Below are 12,992 nucleotides of genomic sequence, written 5' to 3'. Positions count from 1 at the left end.
GATGAAAGGGATCATCCTCGCCGGCGGGTCCGGCACACGGCTTTATCCGCTGACCGTCAGCGTCAGCAAGCAGATCCTGCCGGTCTATGACAAGCCGATGATCTACTATCCGCTGAGCACCCTGATGCTGGCGGGGATCAAGGACATCCTGATCATCACCACCCCGGCGGACCAGGAGGGCTTCAAGCGCTTGCTCGGCGACGGCAGCCAGTGGGGCATCTCGCTGGAATATCGCGTGCAGCCCTCGCCAGACGGGCTGGCACAGGCCTTCATCATCGGCGAGAGCTTCATCGGCGACGAGCCGTCGGCGCTGATCCTCGGCGACAACATCTTCTATGGCCACGGCCTGACCGAGATGCTGCAGCGCTCGGCCGACCGCGAGAGCGGCGCCTCGGTCTACGGCTATTACGTGAGCGATCCCGAGCGCTACGGCGTGGTGTCCTTCGACGAGGCCGGACGGGCGAACGAGATCGTCGAGAAGCCGGACAATCCGAAATCCAACTGGGCGGTCACCGGACTCTATTTCTACGACCGCGACGTGGTTGAGATCGCCAAGTCGATCAAGCCGTCGCCGCGCGGCGAGCTCGAGATCACCGACGTCAACAAGGTCTATCTCGAGCGCGGCGACCTGCATGTTGAGCGCATGGGCCGCGGCTATGCCTGGCTCGACACCGGCACACATGATTCTCTGCTGCAGGCTTCGGAATTCGTGCGCACGGTCGAGGAACGGCAGGGCCTGAAAATTGCGTGCGTCGAGGAAATCGCCCACCATATGGGCTATATCGACGACGAGCAGCTACTGAAGCTGGCCGATCCGCTGGCGAAGAGCGGCTACGGTCTCTATCTGCGCTCGTTGCTGAAGGGATAACGCCACCGGAACGGAGCCTGCCGTGGGCCGCCTGATCGCACTCTATGTCGCATTCGTCTTTGTCGTCGGCGGGGCTTTTGCCTGGCTGATCGTAGAGCTGCTCGGGCCGCATGAGGGCCCCGCGCCGACAGAGGCCCGCGCCGAGGCGGTCACCGTCGCTCAGGCCACGGCGCCGGAGCCTCCCGATCTCGATGGCCTCGCCCCGTCACCGTTGCCGCTTTCGCTTCCGATTGCCTGTGATCCCGGGAAAGACTGCTGGGTCGTGAATTATGTCGACCGGGATCCCGGCGAGGATTTCCGCGATTATGCCTGCGGCGACATGGGGTATGACGGCCACAAGGGAACCGATTTCGCCATCGCCCATGCCGGCCGGCTCGAGGACGACGTAGCGGTTCTCGCCGCCGCATCCGGCAGCGTGGTCGGGGTGCGCGACGGTATGGCGGATGTGTTCAATCGCGGTGCCAGCCGGGATGACCTAGACGGCAAGGATTGCGGCAACGGCGTCCGGATCGATCATGGCGGCGGCTGGGCGACCCAGTATTGCCACCTGAAGAAAGGCAGCGTCGCCGTCAAGGCGGGCGACACCGTCGTCGCCGGTGACCGGCTCGGCAGCGTCGGCCTTTCCGGAGCGACGCAATTTCCGCATATCCATATCACGGTGAACAAGGGCAACGCGGTGGTCGATCCCTTCGCCGGGGTCGACGGAGCAGGGGAAAGCTGCGGTCTCGGCAAGGCGCCGCTCTGGGAGAAGCCGGTCCTGCGGCAGCTTGCCTATTATTCGCCGTTCGCGCCGAATGCCGGTTTCGCCGATCACGTGCCGGACGCCGCAGAGGCCAAATCCGGAAAGCTTGGCGGCTGGGCGCCCGCGGCCGACAGCCCGGCACTGGTCTTTTGGACGGAACTCTACGGAACGCGTGCGGGCGACCGGTTGGAACTGAACCTGGTCGGCCCGGACGGTGAAACGATCGCGGACAAGGTCGAGACCCTCGACCGGAACCGCAACTGGGTCTATCGGGCGATAGGCCGCAAGAGTCGTGGCAGTTGGGCGCCGGGAACCTATGTCGGGACGGTGAAGGTCACGCGACCGGACGGCCCCGGCCAGCGACAGTTCGAGCAGAGCTTCACAACCACCCTCAGATAGCTCCAAGGCGGACTGCGGCCCCGATCTGACGCGGCTCTTCCGGGAGCGCGAAGGCCGGCCGTTCCGGCGTGATTGAGAGATTGGGATTGTAGGCCGGATCGTCTTCGAGCAAGGCACCCCAGCGCTCTACCATGAAGGCGCGTTCCTGGTCGTAGAGCGCCGCCTTCTCCGGGGTGATCACGGTTCCCCGCGAGGCCGACTCGTGATGCACCAGCACCGCGTGCGGGGTCCAGATCACCCGGTAGCCTGCCCTGCGGACGCGCAGGCAGAGGTCGATATCACCGAAATCGACGGCCAGCGCCTCGTCGAACCTGCCGGCCTCCTTGAAGACGTTGCGGCGCATGACCATGCAGGCGCCCGTAACGGCGGAGAGAGACTGCGCCTGCATGGCGCGCCCCCAGTAACCGCCGTCATGCTCCGCAATTTTCAGGTTGGTGTGCCGCGCGACATGGGCGCCCGCGAGGGCGATCCCGGCATGCTGCACGGTCCGGTCCGGATAGAGCAATTTGGCCCCGACGAGCCCGATTTCCGGGCGTGCCGCTTCCGCGACCATCTCCGCCAGCCAGTCCGGGCTGGCCGGTTCGATGTCGTTGTTGAGGAAGCAGAGGAAGGCGCCCGAGGCATCCCGGGCGCCGAGGTTGCAGAGCCGGGAGAAATTGAACGGTCCCGCATCTGTCAGCACGGTGACGTTTGCCCGGCGTGCCTGCGCGTCGAGATAGCGTAGCGTGGCGTCGTCGTCGCTGCCGTTGTCGACGATGCGGATCTCGAGATCCGGGTAATCGGTCTGATCGAGCAGCCCGTCGAGGCAGGTGCGGAGCAGGCCGAGCCGGTTTCTTGTCGGGATGACGACGGACACGGGCGCCTTGGCCGGCAGAGGCCGCACGAGACGCCAGCGGGCGCCTCGCAGCTCGGCACGCGCGTCGGATCCCCGCCGTTCCAGCGCGTCCCGGATCACGCGGCCCGTGGCTTCCTGCGCGTAGGGTTTGGTTTCGACAGAGGCGGCGGTGGAGTTCGTTGTCGCCCGCCAGTGATAGAGGATGCGCGGGACGTGGCCGATCCGCTCCGGCGCCGTCCGTTCCGCCACCCGCTGCACGAGGTCATGGTCCTGGCTGCCTTCGAAGCCGAGCCGGAAGCCGCCGACCTCCTCCACCAGCGACCGGCGGATCACGCTGAAATGGCAGATATAATTGGAAATCAGCGAAAGCTCGGGATCCCAGGCCGGTTTGAAATGGGGTGAGAAACGGATGCCCCCGTCGTCGATCTTGTCCTCGTCGGAATAAACCAGGTCGAGCCCGGGATGCGCGGCCAGCGCGCGCGCCATTTCCGCCAGGGCGTCGGGCGCCAGCCGGTCGTCGTGATCGAGCAATCCGATGAAGGTTCCGCGGGCGATCCCGAGCGCCGAGTTCGACGCCGCGGAAATATGTCCGTTCTCCGGGCGCAGAATCAGTTTGATACGGGGATCTTCCGCACCCGCCTGTTTCAGGAGTCGGGTGACTTCCGGGTCGGTCGAGGCGTCGTCGGCGATGCAGAGTTCCCAGTCCTCGAAGCCTTGCTGCCGAACGGAGGCGATCGCTTCCAGGAGGTGGGCCGGCTCCGGATTGTAAACCGGCAGAAGCACGGAAAAGAGCGGAGTGTCGCCAGGGGACGCTACGACCGGCGGGCGTTCTTCGCTATGGGCGGCGCTCTTATCCAGCCATTCCTGATACTGGGTTTTCGGCAGAGTGGCGGCACTGCTGCCGGTACGACGGTGGGCTTCGGCCGCAAGCAGTAGCAGCTCGTCGGGCGGTGTCGCCTTGGTGTCGATCTCGCCGAGTACCGCCAGCGCGCGTTCGGGGCGTCCGTCGGCAAGCAGGGCCCGCATGTAGAGCATCGCAGGTTCGAGCTCCCGGCGGCTGACGCACCACCAGCGGGCAGCCGCCGCCCCGTTGCCGGTACGTGCCGACCCGACGAGGGCGCGCGCGGCCTGCGGATCCACGATTTGTGATTTCCGCGTGCAGGCCTCCGCGCCCCTCTTGCCGAGGCGTCTCCGGAGCTGCGCCTGGCGGGCCAGGGCCGGTCCGTTCAGCGGGCGGATGCAGAGGCTGCGGGCGAGATGGGCGAGGCCTTCCTCGCGTGCGCCGAGCGCGGGTTCGACCACGGAGAGATTGAACCATGCATCCGCCGCCTCGGGCCGCAAGACCGCTTCCCGGCGGAAGGCGCGGACCGCCTCCGTGAGCCGGCCGGCGCCATGCAGGGCCGCAGCATGGCGGGCATGGGCCGCCGGGTTCAGGCCGTCGAGACGGGCCGCCTCGCCATAGCGCCGGAGGCTCCGGCCCGGCTGTTTCGTCTCGGCATAGATCCAGCCGAGCAGCTCGGCGGTTCCGGGGTGATAGGGCAGGACGGTGCGCAGGCGCTCGTAATGCCGTGCCGCCTCCAGAGACGGACCGGCCGCACCTTCGAGGTCGGCATGGAGGGCGAGTGCGGTCGGATTGGCGGGCTGGCGCAGCAGAGCCCGTCGCCAGGACGCCCTGGCCGCGTCCGGGCGGCCGCTGCGGGCCTCGATTTGCCCCAGATGGATCAGGGCCGCCGCATCGTCCCTGGCGGCGCGCGCGACATGGCGGAAAAGCTCGGCCGCCTCTTCGGCGCGCCCGTCGGCGAGCGCCGCCTGCGCCTGTCGGAAGGCTTCGGCGGCACCCAGCATCGGAAATTATCCGGCGGCCGGTTTCGGCGGCAACGCGAGGCGGATATTGAGCTCCTTCAGATGGTCCGGCGTCGCCTCGCCCGGCGCGCCCATCATCAGGTCCTCGGCCCGCTGGTTCATCGGGAACAGGATGACCTCGCGGATGTTCGGCTCGTCCGCGATCATCATGACGATCCGGTCGATGCCCGGCGCGATGCCGCCGTGCGGCGGGGCGCCGTACTTGAAGGCGTTCAGCATGCCACGGAACTTGTCCTCCAGAACCTCGGCATCGTAGCCGGCGATTCCGAAGGCCTTGTACATCACCTCCGGCAGATGGTTCCGGATGGCGCCCGAGCTGAGTTCCACGCCGTTGCAGACGATGTCGTACTGGTAGGCGAGGATGTCCAGCGGGTTCTCGTTCTCCAGCGCTTCCAGGCCGCCTTGCGGCATGGAGAACGGGTTGTGCGAGAAGTCGATCTTGCCGGTCGCCTCGTCCAGCTCGAACATCGGGTAGTCGACGATCCAGCAGAAGCGGAACGTGTCCTTCTCGATCAGGTCGAGATCCTCGCCGAGCTTCACCCGGGCGGCGCCGGCGAGCTTGGCCGCATCGCCTTCCTTGCCGGCGGAGAAGAAGATGGCGTCGCCGTCTCCCATGCCGGTCTGTTCCTTGAGGGCGGCGATCTTCTCCGGCGGAAGCCGGTTCGCGATCGGGCCGCGGGCCTCGCCGTCGCCGAAGATGATGTAGCCCATGCCCGGCGCGCCTTCGCCCTGGGCCCAGGAATTCATCCGGTCGCAGATCGCCCGGCTGCCGCATTTCGGACCCGGCACGGCGCGGACCACGCCGCCGCCGGCGATCACCTTGGCGAAGACCGCGAAATCGCTGTCCCGGAAGATCTCGGTGACGTCGGAGATCTCGAAGGGAATACGGAGGTCCGGCTTGTCGTTGCCGTATTTGAGCATCGACTCCTTGTAGGGAATGCGGGGGAACGGCCCCGGCACCTTCCAGTCGGAGAATTCCTCGAACACGCCTGCCATCACCGGCTCGATCGCCTGGAAGACGTCTTCCTGTTCGACGAAGCTCATCTCGACATCGAGCTGGTAGAATTCGCCCGGCGAGCGGTCGGCGCGGCTATCCTCGTCGCGGAAGCAGGGGGCGATCTGGAAATAGCGGTCGAAGCCGGAGACCATGATGAGCTGTTTGAACTGCTGCGGCGCCTGCGGCAGGGCATAGAATTTTCCCGGATGCTGGCGCGCCGGCACCAGGAAGTCGCGCGCGCCTTCCGGCGAGGAGGCGGTCAGGATCGGCGTCTGGAACTCGAAGAATCCCTGCTCGACCATGCGGCGGCGGATCGAGGAGATCACCTGGCTGCGCAGCATGATGTTGTTGTGGATGCGCTCGCGGCGCAGATCCAGGAAGCGGTAGCGCAGGCGGGTTTCCTCGCCGGCATCCTCGTCCGCATTGACCTGGAGCGGCAGCACCTCGGCGGTGGACTGTACCTCGATCGCGTCGATGCGCAGTTCGACATGGCCGGTCGGCAGTTTCTCGTTGATCGTCTCGTCGGAGCGCTTGACCACGCGGCCGGTGATGGTCACCACGCTCTCGACGCGCAGCTTCTCGACCGTCTTGAAGGTCTCGTCCTCGATATCGACCACGCACTGGGTGATGCCGTAATGGTCGCGCAGGTCGATGAAGACCAGCTGGCCGTGATCGCGGCGGCGATGGATCCAGCCGGAGAGGCGGACGGTTTCGCCGACATGGTCTTGGCGGAGATCGTTACAGGTATGGCTGCGATAGCGATGCATGGGTGATCAATCTTTTTGGAAATTCGCGCGCGGCATCTCCTAACGCGCGGCGCCGCGCCCGGCAAAGAAAAAATGACGGAAACCGCCCGCTCGCAGGTCAGACGACCTCGAAAGTCACGCTGCCGGAATCGGAATAGCCGATCAGGTCGATCCGGGTGCCGCTGCTCAGATTGATCACCGTGTCGCCGAAGCTGTCGACCGTGACGCTGGTGGCGCTGACGCCTCCGGTCAACTGGATCGCGTCCTCGGCCTGGTAATTGTAGATGTAATCCCAGCCTTCGTTGCTGGCGGAATAGCTGAACCTGTCGCTGCCGAGGTTGCCGTAGAGATCGTCGTAGCCCGCCCCGCCGGAAATCGTGTCCGCGTCCTGGCCGCCGAAGATCGTGTCCGCGCCGGCATCGCCGTGGATGATGTCGCTGCCGTGGTTGCCGTAGAGGATGTCGTTACCGTCGCCGCCGGAAATTGTGTCCGACCCCTCGCGCTGCGCCAGCGGGGTGCCGCTCGTCGGGCCGTTGTTCTGGCCGCCGAAGATGGTGTCGTTGCCGCTGCCGCCGAAGAGCAGGTCGGTCTCCTTGTTGCCGTAGATCAGGTCGTTACCGGTGCCGCCGGAAATGGTGTCGCTGCCGCCCGCGCCGCTGAGCACGTCGTCCGCCGCGCTGCCGAACAGGCTGTCGGCGCTTTCGCTGCCGACGGTCCCGCTTGTGGTCGTGCCCGACCCGGCTGCGCCGTAGAGCGACTGGATGACCTCGATATCGTAGCTCGTGATGGTCGAGAGCGAGGTGTCGAGGTAGGTCGACATGATCGAGGGGGTATGGTTGATGTGGTCGAGACCGAGCCCGTGACCCGCTTCGTGGATGGCCGTCGTGAAGAAATGTTCCGTATCGGCCTGGTCCATGAAGATGGTGACCGAGTCCGTCCCGGAGACCAGGATTCCGTCATTTCCCACATCGCTGTAATACGCCGTCCCGAGGGTGCCGCCCGGTCCGTCGGAATTGGGCTCCCAGGCGATCACCCAGTCGGCTGTGGCGGCGCTGGACTCCGTAAAGGTGATGTTCGCGACGTTGGACCAGGTTGCCATCGCCGATTTGAACAGGGTCTGGTAGGACGCATCGAAACTGCTGTAGCCGAAGGACGAGGCGTCGAAGCTGTAATTGATCGGCGTCGACCAGGAGACGCCGAGCAGATCCGAGGAAAGCACGGTCAGGCCACCCTCCTGCGCGCGCTGCAGTGCGGATGACTTGATCTCGTCCGTGCCGTGATCGTGGCCGTGGGTGTGCTCTCCGGCGAGGCCGATGCTGTGACCTTCGGAGGGTCCGTTCAAGCCGGCGGCGTTCACGTTAGCCATGCGTGAGATCCTAGCTTCATGGCAGGTTAAAGAAACAGACCGGTATCCATGCTTCCGCTGATTCTAACGCTCCGCCGGTGCAAAGTCATATTGCGGTCAGCCGGCAAGATTTGCTGTGACCGATCGCACAACGGTCGCCTGCGATCAGAAGGCCGGTGACGGGCGGATGAACCCGACCAGGGTTCCGGCCCAGTTGCGGACTTCCTGGGAACAGGCCGCCTCGATGCGGGCCTTCTGCGCCTCGTCGATCACCCCGAGCCGGACCAGGACCGCAAGCACGGCGGCATGAGAGGCGCGGCTCGTGCCGTCGTCGATCTTGATCGCGACGCCGAGCCCCTTGTCCGGAATGGCGGCGGTGTAATAGCCCTCGGCCCCGCCTTTCAACAGGCAGCTCTCGCCGGTTTCCGCCAGCACCACGGAATTGAATTGACCGGTTCCGGACAACATCAGCGGATTGGCGGCGCAGGCCTTGACGATGCGGCGGCAGGCGGAGGCGCGGTCCGCGCCGAGCCCGTCCGGGGCGGCGAAGCGCGCCATGGCGTAGGCGATGCCGCGGAGCGGTGCGCCGAAAACCGGAATGCCGCAGCCGTCGACGCCGCGCGCCGTGCGGGAGAGGTCCATCTCGCCTATCTCGCCGATCAACTCGATCAGCCGGGTCTGCACCGGGTGATCCGCGGCAGTATAGCCTTGCGTCGACTCGCCCAGATGCATCGCCGTCGTCAGCATGCCGGAATGCTTGCCGGAGCAGTTGTTGTGCGCCCGGGTCGGTTCCGTACCCGCCCTGATCAGGGCATGGGCGGCTTTCTCGCTGTAGGGCAATTGCGGGCCGCATTCGAGGTCCTCGACCGAGAGGCCGAGCCGGCTCAACCAGGGCACGACCTTCTCGGTGTGGATCGGCTCGCCGGCGTGGGACGCGCAGCAGAGCGCGATTTCCGCCTCGGAGAGGTTGAAGGCGTCGGCCGCACCGCTCTCGATAACCGGCAGTGTCTGCAACGGCTTGATCGCCGATCGCGGATAGGTCGGGCGCTCGACGTCGCCGAGGCTCAGCACGTCCTTGCCGCTCGAATCCACCACGGAAACGATGCCGCGATGCACCGATTCGACCATATCCCCGCGGGTAACCTCGATCAGCAGGGGCGCGGCATCCACCTCCGAAATGTGCGTGCGCACGATGCGGGCGTCAGCGGCGAGGCTGTCGGGGCTCATGAGGCGTCTCCTGATATGACATTGTTTTATCCGGCTCCTGCCGCCGGTCTCCGAGCGGTCATGGCAACTTGCCTTGGAGCACGGGTTTGTGCAACACCGTCGCCATGCGAGGATATTTCGGAGTGGGCGTCGAAGGGATCAGCAAGTCCCGGAACGCCGGAGCGATCTACAGGACGGCGCATGCCTTCGGCGCCAGCTTTGCGTTCAGCGTGCAGGCCGCGATCTCGCTGCGCGAGCTGAACCAGGTGGACACGTCCGGAACGTCGGATTCCCTGCCATTCTATCATTTCGACACGGTGGAGGAGATGTTGCTGCCGCGGGGCTGCGCCCTTGTCGGCGTCGAGATCACCGACGACGCGGTGGTGCTGCCGAGTTTCCAGCATCCGAAGAATGCAGCCTATGTGCTGGGATCGGAACGCGGCGGGCTGACCGATGAGATGGTTGCGCGCTGCGATCATATCGTGAAGATCCCGACCAAGTTCTCGCTCAATGTCGGTCTGGCGGCGGCGCTGGTGATGTATGACCGCCAGACCTCGCTCGGCAATTTCGCCCGCCGCCCGGTGATGCCGGGCGGACCGACCGAGCCGCAGCCGGGCAAGGTCCCGGGCTTCGGCCCGCCGCTCTGGGTCAGGAAGAAGCGCAAGCGGGATGCGGCCGCGGAAGACGCCGCGAACGACTAGCCGCGCGTGATGCGGTCGAAGAAGCGGACCAGCGGGTTGGAAAACTTCAAGGGCCCGCCTGTTATGGCGACGCAGATGCAGCCGAGTTCGGGGTCCGCCATGGGTGCGTGCTGGTCGTCCTCGCCGTTCACTGCGAGATCGCCCCGCGCGTAACGCCCGCCCGCATCGCTGAAGGCACCGTCGAGCACAAGGGTGAGTTCGCTGCCCTCATGGCCGTGATCCGGCACTTTGCGGCCCGGCTTCAGGCGGATCAGCGACATCTCGAAACGGTCGTCGCTGACCGGGATGCGGACTTCCTCGATGCCCGGTCCGCGCTTGCGCCATGCCAGCGTTCCAAGCGGGCCGCCGAGATAGCTGCGCAGCGGCTGCGGGACGATCTCTTCCGTCTCCGGGTCGGACCCGGCAGGCATCACGGCGACGTTTTCCGGCGCGTCGTCATTCGCGGAGATGTCCGCCAACGCCGCGTCCAGGGCGTTTTCAGAAAGCGGGACCGGCTCAATCTCCTCCAGCAGGGCACCGCCGATATCCTCGAACTCCGCCACCGCGCGGCGCAGTCCCGGACGCAGGGCAAGCTGGGTGGCCACCAATACTGACACCGCTTCGGGCAGGGCGCCGCTGGCATAGCCGAGCAGCAGCTCCTCGGCCGCCTGCTCGCTGTTCACTGGGTTTGCATTTGCGTTAGCCATGGTCACTCGAAATCCTTCATCTCGTGCCTCAGCCGGGCGAGAGCCAGGCGGATGCGCGACTTCACCGTTCCCAGAGGCAGACCGCTTTCCTCGGCGATCTGGCTATGGGACAGGTCTTCGAAATAGGCCCGCCGCACCAGTTCGGCCTGCTCCTCCGGCAGGGCGCGCATGGCGGCGGCGACCCGTCTGCCCGCCTGCACATTCTGCAAGGTCCGGTCGGGAGCGGGCTCCTCCGACGGGACCAGGGCCGGATCGTGCGGATCCAGCTCCGGACGTTTCTCGCGGCGCAGGCGATCGATCCGCTTGTTCCGGGCGATGGTGAAGATCCACGTGCTCGCACCGGCCTGCCGGCGGTCGAAACTCTCCGCCTTGCGCCAGACCATCACCATCGCCTCCTGCGCAACATCCTCCGCCACCGTGGGCTCGGCGCCGAGCCGCATCAGATAGGATTTCAGCCGCGGCGCAAAATGTTCAAACAGGTGCCGGAACGCATCCTTGTCGCGCCGCGCGGCGATCGCCTCGATCAGGTCGTCATGCGTCATGGTCAAGCTGTGTGTGACTTTCGTTCCGGCCTTCCGGACCGGTTCTACCGTTTCCAACGTCAACGACTCAAGGTCGCGTTCCAGACCGTGTGTGCGTATTTGCTCTAACATGACGATGGTGATACGGGTACGCGCATTCGGCGGATCATTCGCGGCCCAAATTGATTTCGGCCGAGATTCTTCTTACTCCCGCCACATTCTTTGCATTGAATATTATTCGTTCAGATGGCATCCAGATGGCATCCAAATTGGCAGACGTGAAAACCGGAATGGCTGGCTCAGGACCCATGACGCACTTCCGCTCGTTCTGGCTCGGGATCGTACTCGCGCTCGGCACCGCCGGCGCCGCGTACGCCCAAGAGCCGCAAACCATCGGCCGAAACAACGACTGGATCGCCTACACCTATCAGAGCGGCGGCAAGACGGTCTGCTACATGGCGAGCACGCCGCTCAAGGCCGAGGGCAACTATTCCAAGCGCGGGCATATCTACGCGCTGGTGACACATCATCCCGATGCCGGCAGCCGCGGCGAATTCAGCATCGTGACCGGCTACACCTACAAGACCGACAGCGAGGTCGAGGTGAAGATCGGCAGGCAGACCTTCCGGCTCTTCACGGACAAGGACCGTGCCTGGGCGCCGGACGGCAAGACCGACCGCGCGGTCGTGAACGCCATGATCAAGGGCGCCAGAATGGTGGTGACCGGGCTGTCCTCGCGCGGGACCAAGACCACGGACACCTATTCGCTCAGCGGCTTCACCGCGACCAAGAAGCTGATCGACCAGACCTGCAAGAAATAACCGCGCCGCCGGTGCGGCGGAGAGCCACGCGGGAGCGGCATGGCTGCTCTCTGCCGATTCGGCTTGCCTTCGGCGGCTCTTGGACTCATTTTACCGCGCATGTCGACAGCAGCAGTTTCAACCACCGACGCGCCGGTTCAACCCGCGCTCAAAGATCTCGTCGGACTCGACCGCGAACAGCTCGCGGAAGAGCTGAAGACGCTCGGCCTGCCGAAATTCCGCGCCGGGCAGATCTGGCACTGGATCTATCATCGCGGCGTCACCGACTTCGCCGAGATGACGACATTGGCCAAGCCGCTGCGCGCCCAGCTTTCCGAGCATTACAAGATCGGCCGGCCGGAGATCACCCGCGAGCAGTGGAGCACGGACGGTACCGCCAAGTGGCTGCTGAAGTTCGATGACGGCAACGAGGCGGAAGCGGTCTTCATCCCGGATGACGACCGCGGCACGCTCTGCATCTCGTCCCAGGTCGGCTGCACGCTCACCTGTTCCTTCTGCCATACCGGCACCCAGCGTCTGGTGCGCAACCTGACCGCGGGCGAGATGGTGGCGCAGATCCTGGTCGCGCTCGACCGGCTGGAGGGCTTCCCGACGGCGCAGGAGGACCGGCGCCTAACCAACATCGTGCTGATGGGCATGGGCGAACCGCTCTACAATTTCGACAATGTGAAGCGCGCCATGATGATCGCCATGGACGGCGAGGGACTCGGCCTTTCCAAGCGCCGCATTACGCTCTCGACCTCCGGCATCGTTCCCGAGATGGAGCGCTGCGGCGAGGAGATCGGTGTCAATCTCGCGGTCTCGCTGCACGCGGTCAACGACGAGCTGCGCAACAAGCTGGTGCCGATCAACAAGAAATACCCGATCAGGGATCTGATCGCGGCCTGCAAGTCCTATCCCGGCGTCAACAACGCGCGCCGCATCACCTTCGAATACGTGATGCTGAAGGGCGTGAACGACAGCCTCGCCGACGCGCGCGCGCTGGTGAAGCTGATCGAGGACATCCCGGCCAAGATCAACCTGATCCCGTTCAATCCCTGGCCCGGCGTCGAGTACGAATGCTCCGACGACGAGACCATCGAGAAATTCGCCCAGGTGGTCCTGAAGGCGGGTTACGCCTCGCCGGTCCGCACCCCGCGCGGGCGCGATATCTTGGCCGCCTGCGGCCAGCTGAAGTCGGCGAGCGAGCGGCTCCGCAAGAAGGACCGCATCGCGGCGATCGGGGCCGCGAGCGCGGGGTAGCCAGGGGTTGACCTCACAAA

11 protein-coding genes are annotated in these 12,992 nt (G+C 65.5%); 5 read left to right on the top strand and 6 right to left on the bottom strand.

From position 1 onward, the window contains the following. Nucleotide 1: 1 nt before the first annotated feature. Nucleotides 2-868 (top strand): glucose-1-phosphate thymidylyltransferase RfbA, encoded by an 867-nt coding sequence (gene rfbA / locus ACOOE1_RS12745; RefSeq protein ID WP_420402574.1) that lies wholly within the window; start codon nucleotides 2-4, stop codon nucleotides 866-868. A 22-nt stretch (nucleotides 869-890) separates the two neighbouring features. After that, nucleotides 891-2,009 carry a M23 family metallopeptidase gene (locus ACOOE1_RS12740; protein ID WP_420402573.1) on the top strand — a complete coding sequence of 373 codons (1,119 nt, stop codon included), beginning with the start codon at nucleotides 891-893 and terminating at the stop codon, nucleotides 2,007-2,009. On the opposite strand, the gene ACOOE1_RS12735 is transcribed toward ACOOE1_RS12740, so the two are convergent. From ACOOE1_RS12735 to ACOOE1_RS12720, 4 genes are all read right to left on the bottom strand, one after another. Further along, on the bottom strand, nucleotides 2,002-4,689 hold the full coding sequence (locus ACOOE1_RS12735) for a glycosyltransferase (RefSeq protein ID WP_420402572.1): 2,688 nt from the start codon (nucleotides 4,687-4,689) through the stop codon (nucleotides 2,002-2,004). The genes ACOOE1_RS12740 and ACOOE1_RS12735 overlap by 8 nt on opposite strands. Before the next feature lie 6 nt (nucleotides 4,690-4,695). After that, complete coding sequence (aspS, locus tag ACOOE1_RS12730) at nucleotides 4,696-6,471, bottom strand: aspartate--tRNA ligase (protein ID WP_420402571.1); 1,776 nt, start codon at nucleotides 6,469-6,471, stop codon at nucleotides 4,696-4,698. A gap of 97 nt (nucleotides 6,472-6,568) precedes the next feature. After that, entirely contained in the window at nucleotides 6,569-7,816 is a 1,248-nt protein-coding gene (locus ACOOE1_RS12725; RefSeq protein ID WP_420402570.1) for a matrixin family metalloprotease, read from the bottom strand. 144 nt (nucleotides 7,817-7,960) lie between these two features. After that, on the bottom strand, nucleotides 7,961-9,022 hold the full coding sequence (locus ACOOE1_RS12720) for an asparaginase (protein ID WP_420402569.1): 1,062 nt from the start codon (nucleotides 9,020-9,022) through the stop codon (nucleotides 7,961-7,963). A 122-nt stretch (nucleotides 9,023-9,144) separates the two neighbouring features. On the opposite strand from ACOOE1_RS12720, the gene ACOOE1_RS12715 reads away from it, so the two are divergent. Then, a complete protein-coding gene (locus ACOOE1_RS12715) occupies nucleotides 9,145-9,702 on the top strand; it encodes an RNA methyltransferase (RefSeq protein ID WP_420402568.1) in 558 nt (185 codons plus the stop codon). Here ACOOE1_RS12715 and ACOOE1_RS12710 read toward each other — a convergent pair. Both ACOOE1_RS12710 and ACOOE1_RS12705 read right to left on the bottom strand, forming a co-directional pair. After that, entirely contained in the window at nucleotides 9,699-10,388 is a 690-nt protein-coding gene (locus ACOOE1_RS12710; RefSeq protein WP_420402567.1) for a ChrR family anti-sigma-E factor, read from the bottom strand. The genes ACOOE1_RS12715 and ACOOE1_RS12710 overlap by 4 nt on opposite strands. A gap of 2 nt (nucleotides 10,389-10,390) precedes the next feature. Then, entirely contained in the window at nucleotides 10,391-10,930 is a 540-nt protein-coding gene (locus tag ACOOE1_RS12705) for a sigma-70 family RNA polymerase sigma factor (RefSeq protein WP_420402566.1), read from the bottom strand. Between the two features lie 287 nt (nucleotides 10,931-11,217). Here ACOOE1_RS12705 and ACOOE1_RS12700 point away from each other — a divergent pair, with 287 nt between their 5' ends. After that, nucleotides 11,218-11,730 carry an invasion associated locus B family protein gene (locus ACOOE1_RS12700; protein ID WP_420402565.1) on the top strand — a complete coding sequence of 171 codons (513 nt, stop codon included), beginning with the start codon at nucleotides 11,218-11,220 and terminating at the stop codon, nucleotides 11,728-11,730. Nucleotides 11,731-11,829: 99 nt separating this feature from the next. Beyond that, nucleotides 11,830-12,972, top strand: a complete 1,143-nt coding sequence (rlmN, locus tag ACOOE1_RS12695) for a 23S rRNA (adenine(2503)-C(2))-methyltransferase RlmN (protein ID WP_420402564.1) — start codon at nucleotides 11,830-11,832, stop codon at nucleotides 12,970-12,972. Nucleotides 12,973-12,992 lie beyond the last annotated feature (20 nt).

This window comes from Nisaea sp., assembly GCF_965216895.1.
In the GTDB taxonomy this organism is placed as follows: Bacteria; Pseudomonadota; Alphaproteobacteria; order Thalassobaculales; family Thalassobaculaceae; genus Nisaea.
The sequence above is the reverse complement of the archived record's forward strand: the minus strand, read 5'-3'. Positions and strand labels throughout refer to the sequence as shown.